At 64.6% G+C, this 19,890-nt stretch carries 15 protein-coding genes; 8 read left to right on the top strand and 7 right to left on the bottom strand.

The genetic code is table 11. The features are described from left to right. Positions 1-117 precede the first annotated feature (117 nt). From D466_RS22105 to D466_RS0116465, 8 genes are all read left to right on the top strand, one after another. Positions 118-1,131: a glycosyltransferase gene (locus tag D466_RS22105; protein WP_018914817.1), complete on the top strand. Its 1,014-nt coding sequence runs from the start codon at positions 118-120 to the stop codon at positions 1,129-1,131. A 10-nt stretch (positions 1,132-1,141) separates the two neighbouring features. Then, positions 1,142-4,594, top strand: a complete 3,453-nt coding sequence (locus D466_RS0116495; protein WP_018914816.1) for a glycosyltransferase — start codon at positions 1,142-1,144, stop codon at positions 4,592-4,594. Continuing rightward, positions 4,594-6,411, top strand: a complete 1,818-nt coding sequence (locus D466_RS0116490; RefSeq protein ID WP_018914815.1) for a phenylacetate--CoA ligase family protein — start codon at positions 4,594-4,596, stop codon at positions 6,409-6,411. The genes D466_RS0116495 and D466_RS0116490 overlap by 1 nt, the downstream gene beginning before the upstream one ends. Before the next feature lie 110 nt (positions 6,412-6,521). After that, positions 6,522-7,688 (top strand): right-handed parallel beta-helix repeat-containing protein, encoded by a 1,167-nt coding sequence (locus D466_RS0116485; RefSeq protein ID WP_018914814.1) that lies wholly within the window; start codon positions 6,522-6,524, stop codon positions 7,686-7,688. Next, on the top strand, positions 7,685-8,371 hold the full coding sequence (locus D466_RS0116480) for a hypothetical protein (protein WP_156004383.1): 687 nt from the start codon (positions 7,685-7,687) through the stop codon (positions 8,369-8,371). The genes D466_RS0116485 and D466_RS0116480 overlap by 4 nt, the downstream gene beginning before the upstream one ends. Before the next feature lie 17 nt (positions 8,372-8,388). Beyond that, positions 8,389-9,627, top strand: a complete 1,239-nt coding sequence (locus D466_RS0116475) for a class I SAM-dependent methyltransferase (protein ID WP_026285385.1) — start codon at positions 8,389-8,391, stop codon at positions 9,625-9,627. Positions 9,628-9,656: 29 nt separating this feature from the next. Then, complete coding sequence (gene gmd, locus D466_RS0116470) at positions 9,657-10,694, top strand: GDP-mannose 4,6-dehydratase (protein ID WP_018914811.1); 1,038 nt, start codon at positions 9,657-9,659, stop codon at positions 10,692-10,694. 2 nt (positions 10,695-10,696) lie between these two features. Then, positions 10,697-11,542 carry a GDP-mannose 4,6-dehydratase gene (locus tag D466_RS0116465; protein WP_018914810.1) on the top strand — a complete coding sequence of 282 codons (846 nt, stop codon included), beginning with the start codon at positions 10,697-10,699 and terminating at the stop codon, positions 11,540-11,542. Between the two features lie 38 nt (positions 11,543-11,580). On the opposite strand, the gene D466_RS0116460 is transcribed toward D466_RS0116465, so the two are convergent. From D466_RS0116460 to D466_RS0116430, 7 genes are all read right to left on the bottom strand, one after another. Next, positions 11,581-12,813: a glycosyltransferase gene (locus D466_RS0116460; protein ID WP_018914809.1), complete on the bottom strand. Its 1,233-nt coding sequence runs from the start codon at positions 12,811-12,813 to the stop codon at positions 11,581-11,583. Next, on the bottom strand, positions 12,803-13,936 hold the full coding sequence (wecB, locus tag D466_RS0116455; protein WP_018914808.1) for a non-hydrolyzing UDP-N-acetylglucosamine 2-epimerase: 1,134 nt from the start codon (positions 13,934-13,936) through the stop codon (positions 12,803-12,805). The genes D466_RS0116460 and wecB overlap by 11 nt, the downstream gene beginning before the upstream one ends. Then, positions 13,933-15,507, bottom strand: coding sequence for a polysaccharide deacetylase family protein (locus D466_RS22100; protein ID WP_231385757.1), 1,575 nt, complete (start codon positions 15,505-15,507; stop codon positions 13,933-13,935). The genes wecB and D466_RS22100 overlap by 4 nt, the downstream gene beginning before the upstream one ends. After that, the gene (locus D466_RS22095) at positions 15,504-16,253 is read right to left on the bottom strand and encodes a hypothetical protein (RefSeq protein ID WP_018914806.1); all 750 of its coding nucleotides are present in this window, start codon (positions 16,251-16,253) and stop codon (positions 15,504-15,506) included. Before D466_RS22095 ends, D466_RS22100 begins: the two co-directional genes overlap by 4 nt. Before the next feature lie 165 nt (positions 16,254-16,418). Continuing rightward, positions 16,419-17,765, bottom strand: a complete 1,347-nt coding sequence (gene rfbH / locus D466_RS0116440) for a lipopolysaccharide biosynthesis protein RfbH (protein ID WP_018914805.1) — start codon at positions 17,763-17,765, stop codon at positions 16,419-16,421. After that, a complete protein-coding gene (gene rfbG / locus D466_RS0116435) occupies positions 17,753-18,826 on the bottom strand; it encodes a CDP-glucose 4,6-dehydratase (RefSeq protein ID WP_018914804.1) in 1,074 nt (357 codons plus the stop codon). Before rfbG ends, rfbH begins: the two co-directional genes overlap by 13 nt. Positions 18,827-18,846: 20 nt before the next feature. Then, on the bottom strand, positions 18,847-19,890 hold a 1,044-nt coding region (locus tag D466_RS0116430), incomplete at its 5' end, for an NAD(P)/FAD-dependent oxidoreductase (RefSeq protein WP_018914803.1).

Here is a 19,890-nt window from a genome sequence, read left to right as displayed (position 1 = left end):
ACCGCCGCTGCACTGCTCAGGACGGAATTCCAGGTGCGCTGGCGGGCGCGGAACATGGCGCGTGCGTTACGCCGCGATATTCGGGGCCCACCCCGTGATTGATTTGTTTCCATTGTGATGACATCACCAAGCATCCCCAAGGTTGTCTACAACATCCACCCCTACGCCATGCACTTGCCGGGCGGTGGCGAAGTGCAATTGCTTAAGTATTACGAATATCTCCAGGGGCATGGTTGCGATGTCATACTGCACGACATTTGGCGCCCACGTCTGGACGAGGCTGCGTTGTTTCACCACTTTCATCTGGTTTCCGGCGGCGTGCCGTTCGTGGATTACGTCCGGAAGCTTGGAATGAAGGTTCTGATGAGCCCGAATCTGTGGATCAACGATACGAATCGGGCGCACGTCAACGAGCGAGAGATCGGTATCTACTACGAGCAGGCGGACGTGATCATCTGCAATTCATTTTCCGAGATCGAGAATCTTTGCGTGCATTCCGGGCTCCCCAGGGAAAAGGCGCGTGTCTTGCGCAATGGGGTCGATCCATGGTTCGCTGAGGGGCTAGAATCGTCCATCTTTCGCCGCTGGTCGGGTATTGACGGTCGCTTCTTATTAAATGTCGCGAATATCGAGCCCAGAAAGAACCAGTTGGCGGCGATTCGTGCGGCACGGGTCGTCGGCTTGCCGCTTGTCTCGATCGGGCGCGTTCGCGACCCGGCGTATTTTGAGGAATGCGTAAGGGCGGGAGTTGGCGGCTATTTCAGGCACCTCGGTGCCCTGCCGCAGAGCGATTTCCGGCTTCGTGCCGCGTATGGGGCATGCGAGGCCTTTGTTCTTCCCAGCACGTTGGAGACCCCCGGCATCGCCGCGCTCGAGGCGGCCGCCGCCGGTGCGCGGATCGTGATAACGGCTGAAGGGAGTGCGCGGGAATATTTCGGTGATGAGGTTTTCTACGTCGACCCGTGCGATCAAGACTCGGTGATTTTCGCGCTGAGGCAGGCGCTGGCCTCGGAGGCGACGGGACGCCTGCAGCGGCGCATCGTCGATGATTACTCATGGTCGACGGTCACACGGGACCTGCTGCACTTGTACGTCGAAATGCAACCCGCGAATTTCGCCGGACGCCCATGAGTCTCGCAGGATGAGCATGCATAACAAAATATTCATTTACGCCGAACATACGGCGCAGTCCCAGGCGAATTCCGGTGTCCAGCGCGTGGTGCGGGGCCTAGGACGCGCGTTTCAGGAGGTGGTCGACGAAGTCGTCTTCGTGCGCTGGTGTGTCGATTCGCGCGCATTGAAGCGCCTCGACGTGCAGCAATTGCGGCATCTGGAGCAGTGGGACGGCCCAGTTTGTGACGAGGGAGCGGCCGGCGTCGAGCCGTTGCACCTGGATAGCAGGGACAAGCGCGATCTCGAGGGCGCGTGGCTGGTCATTCCCGAGGTGACACACCTGACGTTTCACGAGCAGCCCGTGACGGAGGACGTGCTGCTTTACGCGCGACGCTTTCGGCTGAAAACTGCGGCGCTGGCTTACGACGCCATTCCGCTGAAGCGGGACGAGTATGCGGCGATCCGCGAAACGCACTCCCGATACTTGCAGCACCTGGCACTGTCGGACGTCATTGTCGCCATCAGCGCGAGCGTGGCGGACGATATTCGTCATTTCCTGCGTAACACCGGCAAGCAGGCGGATTATATGTTCCCGTCGATCCGGCATGTCCTGCTGCCCCATGAACTGGCCAAGGTGGAGCGCCAGGCATTCGCGGAGCCAACGAGCGGCGAGCCGCTGATGGTGCTGTGCGTGGGGACCGTAGAGCCGCGCAAGAACCAACTGGCCTTGATTGAGGCCTTCGGCCGCTTCAAGCGCGAATATCCGGACATCGCTTGTGAGCTGAAAATTGTCGGCAACGTTCATCCGTTAGTGCAGGAGTCGTTGCAGCAGCTTTCGACGGGCATCCCGGACGTCGAGGTCATGCATTTCGTACCGGACGATCGACTGGTTGAGCTTTATCGCGAGGCGGCCTTCTCGGTATTCCCGTCGGTGGAAGAAGGCTATGGACTGCCGATCGCCGAGAGTCTCTGGCTTGGGGTTCCGTGCCTGTGCGCGCAGCACGGATCGATGGCGGAGATTGCGGCCGGCGGCGGCGCGTGGTGCGTTGACACGCGAGATCCCCGGACCCTTTACGAAGGCTTCAAGCGCATGATGCTGGACGCTCCGCTGCGCCGCCAGTTGCGGCAGCAGGCGGCTTCGCGTGCCTTGCTGCGCTGGCAGGATTACGCCCGCGATCTGTTGGGGGTGCTGCATGGCGCGCCCGGAATCACGCGCGCGATGATGTGGGTGCATTCGACGGTTTCCTACCACGGTAACAGCGGTGTGCAGCGCGTGGTGCGTCAGTTGGCCGGCACCCTCGAGCGCATCGGAGTCGACCTGTCTTTCGTGGCCTGGGATGTCGAGCGATCAGACTTCCGCCCGATCGATGAGTCCGAGCAACAGCACTTGTCGCTGTGGAACGGTCCCGCGCGTTTCACGCCGTTTTCGCTGGCGCAGGACCTCACCGACGCTTGGCTGATCGTTCCGGAGCTGGTGCTGCCGAATCCCAACGCGCAGCAGGTCATTCAAGCGGCTAGGGCGCGCGGCATGCGCGTTGCCATTGTGTTTTACGACTTGATTCCGGTGACGCTTACCGATTTGTATTCGCCGGAGGCTCAGGAAGGCTACCATCTGTTTTTCAAGATGATTACAGAGGCAGATATGCTGCTGCCAATCTCAGAAACGGTGGGCCGCGATTTATGGAATTATTGCCGTAATCGTTTGGATCGTCTGACTACGGTGAAGCAGAGGATCCACCCGCTGCCGTTGCCCGGCGAGATGCGCGAGTTCGCGAGAAATCGGGAAGTTAGGACCACTAATGTCGACGCCAAGGCGGTTTCGATTTTGATGGTAGGTACTTTCGAGCCCCGCAAGAATCATCTGGCGGCAATCTTCGCCGTGCGAGCCGCCCGGCAGATTCTCAGGCTGCGTAATATCCGCGTGGAACTTGTTTTCGCGGGCTCGACGAAGGACCACTCGGTCTACGCGGAGGACGTGCTTCAGGAAATAGCCGGAGACGAAGGTTTCCGCATTGTCGAGCTACCCTCGGACGAGGCGCTGGCCGATTTGTATAGGGCGTGTGACTTCACGCTGTTCCCGTCCCTTCTCGAAGGCTTCGGTCTGCCGGTCCTCGAGAGCCTCTGGCACGGGCGTCCCTGCATATGCAGCAACACAGGCGCGATTGCAGAGGTGGCGCGGGGAGGTGGCTGCGTCACCGTGGACCCCAATAATTGGGAGGAATTCGGTGCGGCGATCGCCAGATTGGCCGGGGATCCCGGCAGCCTCACCGAACTATCGGCCCAGGCGGTGCAGCGCCCGCTGAGATCGTGGGATGAGTATGCACGAGGTCTCACTTGGTTGCTGCGCGCCGAGCAGCCCACGTTCCCGGCGATCCTGGAGAGGAATTTCCCTGTCTGGCGCGCCGGCGCGTTGAGGCCTGGCGCGGGGCTGCGGCTTTCGGTCTGCGTGTCTACCTACAATCGGGCGGAGTGGCTAAGACACTCGCTGCGACAGATCATCCGGAGCGTCGAGTTGTGTGCTAGTGGCGTGGAGATACTCGTCGTCGACAATGCCTCAAGCGATCATACCCCTGCGGTGATGCAGGAGTTCGCGCTATGCGCGACCCTGCGCTATCACCGCAATGAAGCCAACGTCGGCATGCTCGGCAACCTGGCTGTAACCAGCAAGTTGGCGCGCGGGGACTACGTCTGGATCCTGGGGGATGACGATCTGATCCAGGGCGGGGCGGTTGCGCGCATCCTGGACGTCATCCGGGACTTCCCGCGCAGCGAGATCATCTATCTGAACTATGCCTATACGCATTTCGATAGACCAGAAGAGCTCGAGGATGTCGAGGAGATCGTGGCCAAGGCGACCCCCATCGCATCCGGATCGATCAGTCATTTCGCCGAAGAGGTTCGGTACTTCGCAGGTTATAACGAGAACCTGTTTACCGCGATCTATGCTTGCGTGTTTCGGCGCGATCATGCGATCGCCGCGTACACGCAGGATACGTCGGGTTCGCCATTCTCGGACTTGATGACCTGTATTCCGACCTCAGTGTATGTGCTTGAGCATATGGTGAATCGACCAGGTTACTGGATTGCCGATCCCTACGTAATCGTTAACATGAACGTTTCGTGGCGCAGATGGGTCCTGATCTGGCACATGGAGCGCATGCCCGATCTATTCGATCTGGCCGAAAGGCAGGGCGTCAACAAGGCGATGCTGGCGCCGTACCGCAGGAACCACTGTGCGGACGTCGTCAACTGGGCGAGAGCCGTCTATTACGGGCAGGACGCCGCGCTGCCGGAGATGTTCTCGATGGGGCGTCTGATCGAGCGCTGTAAGCATATCCCCGAATTCCAGGCGCAGGTCGAGGCGTTGCGTAAGGTCTATGAGGTCGCCTTCGTGCAGGGGCGAGTCGTGGGAGACCAAGAATCGCCGTGGAAGCTGTTCAGCGGCTACGACCTGCTGAATTTCGGAAAGGAGATTGGTTGATGTTGATTCCTTATCTCCGTTCGCGAGTCCTGTTTCCCGTCGCGGAAAGGCTTTCCGGGCGTGACGTGAACCGTCGCGTTGAGCTGCTCCTGCGCGAATTCGATGTGCCGTGGGACGAGCGCAAGCGACGCAACCGGGTGCGCTTGGTGGAAGTCCTGCAGAACGCTATGCACGAAATACCGTTCTACGGGGAACTTTTCCGGAAGGTCGGCTTCGATCCCCTGAAGGTTTTGAAGGACATTCGGTATTTCGAGCAGCTTCCCATCTTGACTAAGGAAGACATTCGCGAAGCCGGGGACCGGCTCCTGAGTCCTCGCGCGCGACAGTTCCTCACGGTCTCGGTGCACCGCACCAACGGGTCGACTGGGAGTGCGCTGCCGATCTATTACACCCCCGCTGCCAAGGATCTGTCCGCGGCGGTGACACGGATCAGCCAGCGATGGGTCGGCTTCGGTCCCGGAGACTTACAGATGCATATCTCGTCGGCTTTTCCCGGCGAGACCCCGGCCATTGCCAAGAGGCAGGAGTGGTGGCGCAGGCAGGCAACGAATCGATTGAGCGTAGAGGTCGAGGCCTGGACCGAGCAGGGCCTCGATTCGCTGTGGGCAAGCGTGCGCGACGCCGGCGCCTACCTCATTCAGGGCCACCCGTCGACGATGTATGCGCTGGCACGGCATGTGGAGAGACGACAGGGGAGGAGCCATGGCGTCTTTAAGGTATTTGTCTCCACGGGCGAGGCGCTGGCGGAGCAGCAGCGCAATGCCATAGAACGTGTGTTCGGTTGCCGGGCCGCGAACCGCTACGGGAACGCGGAATTCGGGATCATGGCGCATGATCGGTTCGTTGAAGGCTCAGGTGGGACGGACGCGGTGCAACACGATGGTCCGTTGACCCCTATGGGTGCTGCGGCGTGTCGCTACATGCAGGTCATGGATCCGTATGTTTGGGTCGAGTCGGTCGGGCTGAACTCGAACCAACGTGGTGCGCTCGTGGTGACGGATCTGACTAACTTCTCGTCGCCGTTGATCCGCTATGCGACGGGCGATGAAGGCAACGTGGTGTGCGGAACCGAAGGGCTCTACCTGGAGGATGTCGCCGGGCGCGTGCACGACAAGATCGTCATCGACGCAAAGAGCTATCCCACGCATTGGTTTCAGGACCTGTTCACGCGTCTTGGCAACGTCGACGATTTCCAGTTCGTGAGGGCCGCGGACCAGGCGCTGCAACTGCGTCTGTGCCTGCTCGACGACGCGGGCGCAGCAGCCATGCGAAGTCGCTTGGAAGAGTTGTTTCCCCGCCAGGCGTTCGATTTGCGTTTCGTCCGACGAAGCGACTTCGTGCGGGTTGGACAGCAGCAGAAATTCCGCTACCTAGTCGAGTTGACCGGGGAAGCCGAGGCGCCGCCCGTGACCCCCACAGAACTTGTCCCGCAATTCGTCGGCGAGGCGAAATCGTCGCCGCTTCTCTACCTGACCGGATGGAATGCGCTGGAAACCTATGGTGAGGTCTCATTTCGCTGGATGGCTCGGCGCGGGACGATCGCCATCAACCCGAAGTGGCCGGCCAAGCGCGTGCTCGTCGAGTTCGACTATCCGGCGACCGCGGACGCGCTCCCCGATCTCCGTGCGTTCGAGAGGGGGCAATTGCTGAGTTGCCTGCAGGTCCATGGCGGGCCACAGGTCATGGAACTGGAACTGGACGAAGTGACCGAGGGCGCGCCGAGGATTCTGGAATTCGAGGTCAGCCACGTATACCGGGTGCCGAACGACGCTCGCGAACTCGGGCTAAAGGTCCATGCCCTTCGACTGCAAGCCTGACGAGGCCTCTGCGCCGGACGTTGCCGCCTGGGCAGCGCGTATCGAGCGGTACGCACCCAGGGCGCGTCGAGCGACAGACGGTTTCCAGTCATGAACCGAGATTTGAAAACATGCAGCCAATTGGGTTGATTGCTGACGGCTATACGGACTGCTCGGCGCCCATCAACAGGGCGCTGGCGCTCCTGCCGCCCGCAGGCGGGGAGATCTTGCTGCCGGCTGGGGAGATCCTTCTGCGCCAGCCATTGCGCGTCGAGCGTGGACAGGTGATGCTGCGCGGCATCGGGCGTGAGATCACCCGCTTGATGATCGCTTCCGACGACGGCCATGGCTTGATCATCGGTAGTCCGCACAACCAGGTCTCGCGGGTGCAGGTATGCGATCTTTCGATCAATACGCGCAGAACTCTGGAGCACGGTGCCGGCGTTCGGATCTATTCGTCGTACGATGTGCACATCCGCAACTGCCTGCTCGCAAACCTGAACTGCGGGATCGAAATTGCCGATTCCAGCTTCGTCTATGTGACCGATTGCGAGATCTGCGATCCGCGGGCCATGGGCGGGGTTGGGATCCTGGTGCATGGCGAGGGAGTGCATAACGACCAGTACTTCTCAAGGGTGTTCGTGCAGTGCCGCAAGCAGAGCGCGCCGTGCGAGGTCGGTCTGAGGATCGCGAATTCTCAGGGATTCTGGGTCGAGCAATGCGGCATCTTTCATTGTGGCGTGGGCTTGCACCTCACGGCGACCACCGGAAGGACCCTGGAGCATGGATTTCTGTCGGACAACGCCATCGATACCTGCGCCCACCACGGGCTTCTGATCAATGCGGGCCCCGGCGCTACCGTGCGCCGTGTGCAGTCCACCGGCGATTGGTGCGCCAGCAACGAGGGCCATGGCGTCCTGCTGGATGCCTCGCAGGGAGCGGTCGACGACATCAAGCTGCTCGGTACGCGACTTTATGGAAATGGCGGAAGCGGGCTTGCGATCGCCAAGGCCGCATCGGTGATGGCCGACAATTGCAGCATCGCCGGCAATGGGCGCGACGGCGTGTCGTCCGGGATCGACGTGCACGGCGCGTGCGAGGTGTTGGCCGTGCGAAACGGTAACATCGGCTGCGCGGCCGGTTTCGGGAACAGCCAAGCCTATGCGATCGCCGGCATCGAGCACACAGGTAGGTCGATTATTACCGGTAACGTTTTTGGATTGAATCGCGAGGGGACCTTGTCGACGATGCCGCGGACGGCTCTCGTTGCCAATAATCTGGAGCCAGTAGCGGAATGAGTGATGCGCTGTTGTCGATAAGAGCCCTGTCGTTGCCCCTGGAATACCAGGCAACGGCGCTCGGGCGCTGGCTGGCGCCGGGGCTCGCGAAACTCGGAAATCAGGAAGGATTCCTTCCAGAACGCCAAGGCATTCGCGCCGAGTTACGAAGCTTCTCGATGCCCGCCGGAAATTGCTATGCGATTTGCGGCTCCGAGGGATTCGTGCATAAGCGATTTCTCGGGGCCGTCGCGGGTGCGCGCGACGCCGCGGTCGAGTCGGTGCAGGTGACCCCGTCGATTTCCTCTATTGCGATACGCTGGGAATCGATGACGGGGCGTAGGACGCTGATACAATTCTTGCGTTCGATTCGATGCCTCGATGCCGGTTGCCGGCCCCCGACCGACGTGGGTCTAGAAAGGATTCTCCTCTTCGCGGACCTGCTAGGACAGGCAAACTTGAGCATGGGCAAACTGTCGTTTCATGAAAGGGTGCGCTGCGCGATCACACTGGGCTTGTTCTCCAGCGCGCGGTTGACCCTTCTCGACGCGCAATTGTTCTCGTGCCACGAGGATTTTCGGAGCAGGGTATTCGAACGGATTCTCCTGCTCAAAGCAGGTGGTCAGGGTTTCGTCATGGCGGCTCCCGATTTCGGTCCGGTGCGAGCGATCGCCGAGCGTCAGATCGTTTACAGGATTCAGTAATTTTCCAGGAGTGATGAATGGCTTCTTATCGCAAGATTTCTCAATGCCGAGTCGGAGGCAGCGAGCACCTGGTATCGGTGTTGAACCTGGGGCAGCAAGCGTTGACGGGTGTTTTCCCTAGGTCTGCCGAGGAAAATGTCACGCGGGGTCCATTGGAACTGGTTTGGTGCCCGGACAGCGGACTGCTGCAGCTGGCGCACTCCTACGAGCCCTCGGAGATGTACGGTGACAACTACGGCTATCGGTCGGGGTTGAACCAGTCGATGGTGAACCACCTTTCGGACAAGGTGACCTACCTGGAAAGACTCAATCCGCTGAATGGCGGGGACGTGGTTCTAGATATTGGCAGCAACGATTGTACGACTCTCAAGGCGTACCAGGCGAAGGGTGTTCGGCGGATCGGTATCGACCCCACAGGGCGAAAATTCCGGGAATATTATCCGACGGACATTGCATTGGTGCCAGATTTCTTTTCGGCGGATGCCTACCGGTCGGTGGAAAAGCGGCCGGCAAAAATCGTGACGTCTATTGCCATGTTCTATGATCTCGATGCGCCGATCCAGTTCGCGCGGGAAATCGAGGCAATTTTGGCGGATGATGGTGTGTGGCATTTCGAGCAGAGCTATATGCCGTCGATGCTGCGGCTCAACTCCTATGACACAATCTGTCATGAGCATCTTGAGTATTACTCGCTTGGCGTTGTTAAGACTATTCTTGAGAGTGCTGAATTGCGCCTCGTGGATGTCGTGATGAATGCTGTGAACGGCGGCAGCTTCGCCGTCACCGCCGCCAAGCGCTCTAACACCTCCATCAAAACGAACCAAGCTGTGATCGATTGGCTGCTGGGCCAAGAGGATCGAATGGGGCTGAACACGCCGCGACCCTATCGCGATTTCGAGGAGCGGGTGTTTCGCCATCGCGAGGATCTGACCCGATTGATTCGCATGCTGACGGCCGACGGAAAGAAGGTCCTTGGCTATGGTGCGTCGACCAAAGGAAACGTCGTGCTTCAATTCTGCGGGTTGACGGCGGAGGATATCCCTGCGATCGCAGAGGTGAATCCCGAGAAGTATGGCCGCATGACGCCTGGAAGCCATATTCCGATTGTTTCGGAGGCAGATGCGAAGGCTATGAAACCAGATTATTTCCTGGTGCTTCCGTGGCACTTCAAGGACGGAATCCTGCGGCGAGAAAAAGAATACCTTGCGAGCGGCGGTAAGTTTATCTTTCCGTTCCCGGAAATTGAAATTGTTTGAATTTTCGGAATTGGTAATAGGGGATCTAGATGGGGAAGAAGGCGCTGGTCACGGGAATCACGGGGCAGGATGGTGCGTATCTCGCGCAAGTATTGCTGGAAAAGGGGTACGAGGTTGTTGGAACCTATCGGCGGACGGCGTCGACTAATTTCTGGAGAATCGCCTACCTGGGGATTGACCAACATCCTGGGCTGGAGTTGTCCGAGTACGATCTGACGGATGCCGGCGGCACGATCCGCCTGCTGGAGAAGGTCCAGCCGGACGAGGTCTACAACCTAGCGGCGCAGAGTTTCGTGGCCGTGTCTTTCGAGCAGCCGCAGACGACGGCGCAGATCACGGGTCTGGGGGTTTTGAACCTCCTTGAGGCAATTCGCATCCTGAACCCGCGCATTCGGTTTTATCAAGCGAGTACGTCGGAGATGTTTGGGAAGGTGCAGGCCATTCCGCAGACCGAGCAGACTCCGTTTTATCCGCGCAGTCCGTACGGGGTGGCTAAGCTGTACGCACACTGGATGACAGTGAACTACCGGGAGAGCTACGATATCTTCGGTGCGAGCGGGATCCTCTTCAATCACGAGTCGCCATTGCGCGGCCTGGAGTTCGTGACGCGCAAGATCACGCACGGTGTGGCCCGGATCAAGCTGGGTAAGGCCGAGTGCCTGGAACTCGGGAACCTCGATGCGAAGCGTGATTGGGGTTACGCGAAGGATTACGTCGAAGGAATGTGGCGGATGCTCCAAACGGAGACTCCGGACACCTACGTGCTGGCAACGAACCGCACAGAGTCGGTGCGGGATTTCGTGCGCATGGCTTTCAAGGGGGCCGGCATGGAGATTCGCTTCGAAGGGTCTGGCGAGAATGAACGAGGGATCGAGCAGGCTTGCGGCAAGGCGGTGGTGCGGGTGAATCCGGCCTTTTATCGCCCGGCCGAGGTGGACCTGCTGATCGGGGATCCGGCGAAGGCCCGCCGGGAGCTGGGCTGGGAGCCGAAGACATCGCTCGAGGAGCTTTGCGCGATGATGGTCGAGGCGGACCTGCGTCGCGTGGCGCAGGGTTCGTCGTTCTGACCATGAGGACACTGGTTACCGGGCTTGGCGGCTTCACCGGCAAGTATCTGCGCGAAGAATTGGGGCGCGCCGGGCACGAAGTGGCGGGGCTTGAGGCGGACTTGACGGACGCCTCGGCGGTCGCGGCCGAGATCGGGCGGATTCAGCCAGAATGGGTCGTACATCTAGCTGGCATCGCTTTCGTCGGGCACGGTGACCAGAACGATTTCTACAAGGTCAATCTGCTGGGCACACGCAATCTGCTGTCCTCGCTCGCTGGCTGCGCCAGACGTCCGTCGTGCGTGCTGCTGGCGAGCAGTTCGAATGTTTACGGCAACAGCTTGGAGGGGGTGCTTTCGGAGGAGTCGCCCGAACATCCGGCAAATGATTATGCCGTGAGTAAGATGGCCATGGAACGCATGGCGCGCTTGTGGCATGACCGGCTTCCGCTGGTGATCGCGCGCCCGTTCAACTACACGGGCGTAGGTCAGAGCGAGGCGTTTCTCGTGCCGAAGATCGTGGCCCATTTCCGGGCACGGGCCGCAGTGATCGAACTGGGCAACCTCGATGTCTGGCGCGACTTGTCGGACGTGCGGTCGGTCGTGCGCGCGTATCGACGCCTGTTGGAGGAGTGCCCGGCGGGGCAGACTGTGAACGTGTGCTCTGGCAGGACTTATTCGCTTCGTGAGATCCTGGCCCTGATGGAAGGGATCGCGGGTTACGACATTGAGGTTGCAGTGAACGCCGAGTACGTCAGGCAAAGCGAGGTGCGCAGGCTGTGCGGCGACCCATCGCGTTTGCGCAGGCTGATCGGCGACTGGCACACTCCGCCGCTGGACGAGACCTTGCGCTGGATGTACTCGCGGTAGGGAAGGCGGGCGCCGATGTTTGGTACGCGCGCTGCGGATTACGCTGCGGTTCCCGAGTCTGCATCACGCAGCGCCGTGGCGACCAGAGCGATCATCTTGTCGAGCCGCACCGCCCAGGTGTTGTCGCCGACGGCTGCGTCGGCCTCGGTCGCGCTGAGGCGTGGGCGCGTGAGGCTTCGGGCAATGGCGCCGGCAAAGGCCTCGTCTTCTCCGCCGATCTCCAGCGCCGTACCCTCATGGCGCGTGAACTCTAGCGGCGTGGAAACTACGCGGCGCCCGGCCGCGATGTATTCGAAGTACTTCATCGGGAACATCGAGCGCGTGTACTCGTTCACGAGCGTGGGCAGCAGGCCCACGGAGATGCCCCGCAGATAGTCGGGAAGACGCGCGTAGTCGCGATGCCCGAGCAAGTGCACGTTGGGCAGTGCGAGCATGGCCGCCAGCGAGGGGTCGTGCTGGCCTTCGCGTTCCTCGCCGATCAGCACCCATTGCCATTCGGGGTGGGCGGACGCGCAGGCATGCAGTAGCGCGAAGTCCACCTTGTAGTCGGACAGCGCGCCGATGTAGGCCAGGCGTGGCTCGGGGATGCGGGCCAGGTCCTCGGGAATGGGGCCCGGCTGCAACGCCTTGCCGAAGTGCTCGGCGTCCACCACGTTGGGGAAATACCAGGTGTGCGGGTTGTGCGGCTTGCACAGGTCCAGCAGGGCGGCGCTGGTGACGAACACGGCATCGCAGCGGGCCAGCAGCTTGCGTTCCTCGGCGCGGAAGGGTTCGGCCGGAATGCCGGGAACGGCGGCGAGGTCGTCCACGCAGTGGTAGACCAGCCCGCGGTGAGGCAGCAGGTCCAGCGCCTGAAGCATGAAGGGGTGGTAGGTCCACACCAGCGGGCGGCGCATGCCGATGCGCAGCATGGCCCAGCGGATGCGCAGGGCCAGCAGGCCCTGGTTGAGCAGGCGCACCGCGGCCCAGTGCTGCTTGAAGGGCACGGCCAACGGCGACAGCAGCCACACGCCCGGCTCGACCTCGCGCACCGGTGCCAGCCCGCGCCGCAGACGCAGCCACAGGCGTTTGAAGTCTCGCGCGTTCGCGCCGGGCGTGCGCAGTCCGATGCTTTCCACGTACAGCACGCGCCGGCCGGTGGCGGCGAGCTGGCGCGCCGTGTGCTGCTTGTTGGTCCAGTAAGGGGCACGCCAGTCGGCCGTGGAGAACAGCACGCAGTCGCGCGGCACGGCGGCGAAGTCCACCGTCTCCTCGGTCCGCTCAGGCTGCATGGTCGCGCCGCAGCTCGGGATCGCCCAGCAGGAGTTCGACCATGCGGCGGGCGGCGTGGCCGTCGCCGTAGGGGTTGGGCCGGCTGGCCAGAGCGCGGCGAGCGTCACCCTGGTCCAGCCATGTGCGCGCCGCGCGCACGATGGCCTCGGTCGAGGTGCCGGCCAGCGTGGCGAAGCCTGCCTCGATGCCCTCGCTGCGCTCGGTGTGTTCGCGCGTGACCACCACGGGTACCCCGAAGGAGGGGGCTTCCTCCTGGATGCCCCCGGAATCGGTGACGATGAGCCGGCAGCGGCTTTGCAGACGCAGGTTGGTCTCGAAGTCCACCGGGTCGCACAGCCGCAGGTTGGGGATGTCCCGGCCGAGTTCGGCGAACACGATGTCGCGCACCTGGGGGCTCAGGTGCACCGGGAACACGAAGCCGAGATCGGGGTATTGCAGGCACAACTGGCGCACGGCGGCGCAGATGTTGCGCAGGGCCTGGCCCTGGTTCTCGCGCCGGTGCGCGGTCACCAGCACCAGTTCGCGCCCGGCAAAGGGCTGCTCGTCGCCGGCGCCGCCGGCCTGGGCCCAGCGGTCGCGGATCAACCGGATGGCGTCGACCACGGTGTTGCCGGTGACCACGCAGCGCTCGGGCGCCACGCCTTCGTCGCGCAGCGCTTGCGCGGCCCGCGGGGTGGGCGCGAAATGCCAGCGCGCCAGCCTGCCCAGCAGCACCCGGTTGAGTTCCTCGGGAAAGGGGCTGGCCAGATCGCCGGTGCGCAGGCCCGCTTCGACGTGCGCCACCGGAATCTGGCGGTAGAAGGCCGCGAGGCCGGCCGCGAAGGCCGAGGTGGTGTCGCCCTGCACGACCACGACGTCGGGGCGGTGCGCGGCCATGACTTCGTCCAGGCCCTGGAGCAGCCGGGCCGTCAGCCCGGCCAGGCCCTGGCGTTCCTGCATGACCTTCAGCTCGACGTCGGCGCGCAGCCCGAACACCGCCATGGCCTGGTCCAGCATCTCGCGGTGCTGGCCGGTGGAGCACACCGTCAGTTCGATGGCGTCGGCATGGCGGCGCGCCTCGTCGATCAGCGGCGCGAGCTTGATGACCTCGGGGCGGGTGCCGAATACGACCAGCAGCTTCAAAGCTCCAGCCCTCCGGCGCCGAGCGTGTGCTCCGCGCCCGCGTGGCGAACCACGAGTTCGAAGGCGCTCTGGCGCGCCTCGGGCAGCGCCAGGGCGTAGCGGCCGCCCTGATCGCGCACGTCCACGCGCGCGCGGTCGCCGAGGAAGTCCATGGCGTCCTGCTCGTTCAGCAGCAGCAGCCCCGGCTCGGCCTCGCGCATCCAGCCGAGGAAATTCTCGTGGGCCTCGATGCGCTGGGCCTCGTCGCGCCAGCCGTACTGGTAGCGTGCCGAGAAGGGGTGGTCCAGGTAGCCGAACAGGGTGAAGCTGGCGCGCGCGATGTCGAAGGCCTGGCGGAACACGCGCAAGGGGTCTCCGTCGCGCAGCAGGCAGTCGCCGTGCAGCATGCATTGCTGGCTGTGGCCGATGAATCCGGGGGCGGAGCCGGGGGCGGGGCCGGAACGGGCCATCAGGAAGTCCGGATCGTTGCGGATGATGCCGCCGATGCATCCGGAGTAGCCGGCGTCGGCCAGGGCCGCGCGGGCGTAGTCGGGGGTCTGGTGGAAGGGCGACACGGCGTAGCGCACGCGATGCCCGGTGGCCTGTTCGATGACCTCGGCCGACACCAGGCCCTCGCGCAGCGCGGCCTCGTAGCTTCCGCCCCAGTCGGGCGCGTGGGTGGCCGTGTGCGACAGCAGGCTGCCGCCGCCGTCCAGCACGTCGCGGGCCAGCGCGGGCGACATGCCCTCCTGGAGGATGCGCGCGTGCAGGGCCAGCGAGAAGGGCGCGCCCAGCTTGCGGTAGGTCTGCCACAGCGCGCGCGCGGATTCGATGTCCTCGTCACAGTCCAGTCGCATGGTGGCGGCCGCGCCGTAGCCCGCCGGCACCTCGCCCAGCACGGGCTGGCAGGCCAGCGCGGGGGCGCCGGCATGCGCCAGGAAGTCCTCCACGACCAGCCACTCCGCGGAGTCCACGGGGCCCACCGGGCGGTTGAACCACAGCACGAGATCGTTCCAGCAGGCCGCGTAGTCGAACAACTCCCGGCCGTCGCGCGTGACGGCGGCGATGGCGTGGGCCCGGTCCCAGCGCAGCGGCTGCGCCAGGGACCAGATGCCGCCGTCGCAACGCACCGCGCCGTAGCCCAGGTTGTTCCACTCGTCGGTGAAGTCGTAGCGCAGCAGCGGGCGCGATGCGATGGGCACGCGGCGCCAGCCCGCGGCTTCGCGGTAGTCGATCTGCAACGCGCTGCGCGCCATGCCGCCCGTGGGGGCGGGCTCGCTGGCGCCGCCTTCGGCCCAGCCGGCGGGCGCTTCGCAGGCACGGGCGCCGAGCAGCCCGGCCAGCTCGGCCGGGAGGCTGCCGAACAGCACGACCTTGTGGCGTGCGCCGCGGATCGCCGCCGCCACCAGCGGGGTCCAATGCGCCGGCGGGTCGATCAGGACCACCACGCCCCCGGCTTCCAGGGCTTGCCGGGCCTGCCACAAGCCCGGGCTGATGCGCTGGACCTGGGCCCGGCCGCAGCTGCGCCGCAGCGCGGCCACGACGACGGACGCGGCCGCCTCCCGGTCGCCCGGGCAGAGAACGTGGATCATGGATGCACGAGGTGGCGGAATTTCTGGTGGCGGCCGACGCGCACGAAGTCGTCGGCGCTGACGAATTCGACCAGGAAGCCCTCCGGCCAGAATTGCTCGATGCGCTGCCGGATCTGCTCCTCGGAGGCGCCCGGCTCGGGCACGATGCGCAGCGTGGGAGGCTTGAGGTCCTCGCGCGTGGGCCAGCGCCCGGGCTGCGCGTCCGGGAAACGGCAGGCGAAGTGCAATTCCGAACGGCTGCGCGTGTGGCCGACGGCCTCGCGCGCGTACAACACCACGGCCGCGCTGTGGTCGAGCCCTTCCTGGTCGTAGTAGATCATGCAGGAAAGCCCGGTGGAGCCGCCGGTCTTGCGTTCATGCCGGGGGCCGCCCTTGAGTTCGTCGCTGAGCAGGCGCTCGCCCTCGGCGCGGATGATCTCCTTGTCCAGGTAGGGCAGATCCTGCAGGTAGCGCGGGTCGGAGGCGAGCTTGGCCGGATCGAAGCCGATGCGCTTGAACAGGTCGCGGTAGTAGGGCACCTGCGCGCCCGCGTACGCCACGATCTCGTGGGTGCGGCGTTGCGCCAGGGCCAGGCGCTCGGAGAAGGGGCGTGCGTAATGGCGCCGAAGATCCGCAACCTTGCCGCGGATGTGGCGCTTTTCCATGCGCTCGGCCACCGGGTAGGCCACGTGGGCGCTGAACAGGCCGCGAAGCTGGCGCACGGGCGGCTTGGCCGAGACGGAGTCGAGGAACTCGCTGAATTTCATGGGGGTCGGGAAGCGTCGGGTAGCCGTGCGGCGCCCCGCGGGAGGGCCGCGGGGCGGGCACGGACCGATCCAGGCACGAGAACAAGGTGCATTGTGCCGGATCGCGGGGGCCGCGCGGCTCCCACGAGCGCCGGGGGCGGCCGCGCGGGCCGGGGCCGGGCGCGCTCAGTCGAAGCGCACGCCCAGGAAGCTCTCGATGCTGGACGCCACGTGCTCGAGCATCTCCTCGGTGAGTCCGGGGTAGACGCCGACCCAGAAGGTCTGGTTCATGATGGTGTCGGTGTTGGCCAGCGTCGAGGCCACGCGCACGTTGCGCCCGGCCATGTAGGGCTGGCGCAGCAGGTTGCCGGCGAACAGCAGGCGCGTGCCGACCTTGCGCTGGTCCAGGTAGGTCAGCAGGTCCACGCGCGACACGGGGGCGTTTTCGCGCAGGGTCATGGGGAAACCGAACCAGGAGGGATCCGAGCCCGGGGTGGCGTGCGGCAGGATCAGGAATTCCTCGCAGGAGCGCAGGCGCTCGTGCAGCCAGCGGAAGTTGGCGCGCCGGGCGGCGATGAACTCCTCCACGCGGTCCATCTGCGCCAGCGCGCAGGCGGCCTGCATGTCGGTGATCTTGAGGTTGTAGCCCAGGTGCGAATAGGTGTACTTGTGGTCGTAGCCGTAGGGCAGGTCGCCCAGCTTCCAGCAAAAGCGCTTGCCGCAGGTGTTGTCCTTGCCCGGCTGGCAGTAGCAGTCGCGCCCCCAGTCGCGGAACGAGTCCATGATGAGCTTGAGCTCGTCGTGGTTGGTGAACACCGCGCCGCCTTCGCCCATGGTGATGTGGTGGGCGGGGTAGAAGCTCAGGGTGCCGATGTCGCCGAAGGTGCCGACCTTGCGGCCCTGGTAGGTGGCGCCCAGCGCGTCGCAGCAGTCCTCCACCAGCCACAGCCCGTGCTTGCGGCACAGCGCGGCGACCACCTCCAGGTTGTAGGGGTTGCCCAGGGTGTGGGCCAGCATGATGGCCTTGGTCCTGGGCGAGATGGCGGCTTCGAGCAACTCGGCGCGTACGTTGTAGGTGCCCAGTTCCACGTCCACCAGCACCGGCACGGCGCCGAACTGCAGGATGGGGTTGACCGTGGTGGGGAAGCCCGCGGCCACGCCGATCACCTCGTCGCCGGGGCGGATCGCGCGCTCGCCCAGCCTGGGCGAGGTCAGCGCCGAGAAGGCCACCAGGTTGGCCGAGGAGCCGGAGTTCACGGTGGATACATGGCGCACGCCCAGGAACTCGGCCAGACGGGCCTCGAAGCGCTCGTTGAAGCGGCCCGTGGTCAGCCAGCCGTCCAGCGAGGCCTCGACCATGTTGCGCAGTTCGGCGGCGCCGATCACCTTGCCCGAGGGCGGCACCACGGATTGACCGGGCACGAAGGAGCGGGGCGCGAACTCGAGTTCGGCGTAGCGGTCCACGAGACGCAGGATCTCGTCGCGCAGGCCCTGCTTGTCGGCGGCCGCGGCGGGGGCGATCAGCTTGTCCATGTCTGGTAGTCCTCGATCTGTCGCAGCGTGAGCGCGCGCATGTCCTCGCCGCGCTGCTGCGCGGCATGCCATTCGACGATGCGTTCCAGCGCCGTGGCCAGGCCCCAGCGCGGGCGCCAGCCCAGGCGGGTGCGGGCCTTGGAGCAGTCCAGGCGCAGCGTGGCGGCTTCGTGCGCCGCGGGGGCTTCGTCGCTTTCCCAGGCGGCGCCTCCAGGCCATTGCGCGGCCAGGCGCTCGACCAGCCAGCGCACCGGGCGCGCGTCCTCGTCGGCGGGGCCGAAGTTCCAGGCCTCGGCCAGTTCCTGGCCGCGCTCGACCAGGCCGCGCGCCAGTTGCAGGTAGCCGCCCACGGGTTCGAGCACGTGCTGCCAGGGCCGCACCGCCTGCGGGCGGCGGATGCGCACCGGCTGGCGCGCGCCGAAGGCGCGGATCATGTCGGGCACCAGGCGGTCGGCCGCCCAGTCGCCGCCGCCGATCACGTTGCCGGCGCGCGCCGTGGCCAGCGCCGGGCCCCCGGCCGAGAAAAACGACTGTCGGTAGGCCGCGCTCACCAGTTCGGCGCAGCCCTTGCTGTTGCTGTAGGGGTCGAAGCCGCCCATGGCCTCGTTCTCGCGGTAGCCCCAGACCCACTCGCGGTTCTCGTAGCACTTGTCGCTGGTGACCACCACCACGGCGCGCACCGAGGGGCAGGCGCGCACGGCTTCCAGCAGGTGCACGGTGCCCATCACGTTGGTGGCGTAGGTTTCCACCGGATCCTCGTAGGAACGCAGCACCAGGGCCTGCGCGGCCATGTGGATCACCACCTCGGGCTGGCTGCGCAGCAACTCGGCGCGCAGCCGCGCCGCGTCGCGCACGTCGCCGCTCACCGAGCGCATGCCTTCGGCCACGCGGGCCTGCTCGAACAGGCTGGGGCGGGTGGGCGGCTCCAGCGCGTAGCCGCTCAGCTGCGCGCCCAGCGCCTGCAGCCACAGGCTGAGCCAGGAGCCCTTGAAGCCCGTGTGGCCGGTGACGAAGACCTTGCGGCCGGTCCAGAAATCAGCGGTGACGGCCGGGCTGTCCACGCAAGGCACCGGGGCGGAACTCAGTCGAACACCGGGGTTTCGACGCCCAGCACCTTGTGCAGCTTGGGGCTGGTGGTGGTGTACTGCAGGTGGATTTTTTTCTCGGGGAACACGTAGGGGGCGGCGCCGAAGGCGGCCAGCGCGGCTTCGTGGAAGCCCGAGAGGATGAGCTTTTTCTTGCCGGGGTAGGTGTTGATGTCGCCGACGGCGAAGATGCCGGGCACGCTGGTCTGGAACTTCTCGGTGTCGACCACGATCTGCTTGCGCTCCAGGGCCAGGCCCCAGTCGGCGATGGGGCCCAGCTTGGGGCTCAGGCCGAAGAACACCAGCAGCATGTCCAGCGGCAGGCGGCGGGTGATGCCGTCGTTGCCGGTGACCTTGATTTCGCTGAGTTTGCCGTCGCGCTCGTCGAAGCCGCTGACCTGGCCGACCAGGAGCTGCATTTCGTGCTGCTCGCACAGCGCGCGCATGCGCGCCACCGAGCTGGGCGCGGCGCGGAAGCCGTCGCGGCGGTGCAGCAGCACCACGCTTTCGGCGCGCTGGGCTTGGTCGGTGGTGGCGAAGTGCAGCGCCCAGTCCAGCGCGGAGTCGCCGCCGCCGACCACCACCAGGTTCCTGCCGGCGAAGGGGGCCGGGTCCTTGACGCGGTAGAACAGCTGCGAGCCCTCGAAGCGCTCGAGGCCCTCGACCTTGAGCAGGCGCGGCTGGAAGGAGCCCACGCCGGCGGCGATGAACACGGTCTTGGTGACGAAGCGGGTGGCCTTGCTGGTGGCCACGAAAAAGCGCCCGTCGTCGAGCCTGCGCAGTTCGGTGACGTCCTGCCCCAGGTGGAAGGTGGGGTGGAAGGGCTCGATCTGCTTGAGCAGGTTGTCGGTGAGTTCCTGGCCGGTGCACACCGGCACGGCGGGGATGTCGTAGATGGGCTTGTCGGGGTACAGCTCCACGCACTGGCCGCCCAGGTGGGGCAGGCTGTCGATGACGTGGGCCTTGATCTCCAGCAGCCCGAGCTCGAACACCTGGAACAGCCCGACCGGGCCGGCGCCCACGATCACGGCGTCGGTTTC

The sequence above is a fragment of the Thiomonas sp. FB-6 genome, from assembly GCF_000377645.1.
Taxonomy (GTDB): Bacteria; Pseudomonadota; Gammaproteobacteria; order Burkholderiales; family Burkholderiaceae_C; genus Thiomonas_A.
The sequence above is the reverse complement of the archived record's forward strand: the minus strand, read 5'-3'. Positions and strand labels throughout refer to the sequence as shown.

Excerpts from the sequence above, each read along its gene's own strand:
- D466_RS22105 (WP_018914817.1), top strand. The coding sequence starts at position 118 with ATGACATCACCAAGCATCCCCAAGGTTGTCTACAACATCCACCCCTAC.
- D466_RS0116495 (WP_018914816.1), top strand. The coding sequence starts at position 1,142 with ATGAGCATGCATAACAAAATATTCATTTACGCCGAACATACGGCGCAG.
- D466_RS0116490 (WP_018914815.1), top strand. The coding sequence starts at position 4,594 with ATGTTGATTCCTTATCTCCGTTCGCGAGTCCTGTTTCCCGTCGCGGAA.
- D466_RS0116485 (WP_018914814.1), top strand. The coding sequence starts at position 6,522 with ATGCAGCCAATTGGGTTGATTGCTGACGGCTATACGGACTGCTCGGCG.
- D466_RS0116480 (WP_156004383.1), top strand. The coding sequence starts at position 7,685 with ATGAGTGATGCGCTGTTGTCGATAAGAGCCCTGTCGTTGCCCCTGGAA.
- D466_RS0116475 (WP_026285385.1), top strand. The coding sequence starts at position 8,389 with ATGGCTTCTTATCGCAAGATTTCTCAATGCCGAGTCGGAGGCAGCGAG.
- gmd (WP_018914811.1), top strand. The coding sequence starts at position 9,657 with ATGGGGAAGAAGGCGCTGGTCACGGGAATCACGGGGCAGGATGGTGCG.
- D466_RS0116465 (WP_018914810.1), top strand. The coding sequence starts at position 10,697 with ATGAGGACACTGGTTACCGGGCTTGGCGGCTTCACCGGCAAGTATCTG.
- D466_RS0116460 (WP_018914809.1), bottom strand. The coding sequence starts at position 12,813 with ATGCAGCCTGAGCGGACCGAGGAGACGGTGGACTTCGCCGCCGTGCCG.
- D466_RS22100 (WP_231385757.1), bottom strand. The coding sequence starts at position 15,507 with ATGATCCACGTTCTCTGCCCGGGCGACCGGGAGGCGGCCGCGTCCGTC.
- D466_RS22095 (WP_018914806.1), bottom strand. The coding sequence starts at position 16,253 with ATGAAATTCAGCGAGTTCCTCGACTCCGTCTCGGCCAAGCCGCCCGTG.
- rfbH (WP_018914805.1), bottom strand. The coding sequence starts at position 17,765 with ATGGACAAGCTGATCGCCCCCGCCGCGGCCGCCGACAAGCAGGGCCTG.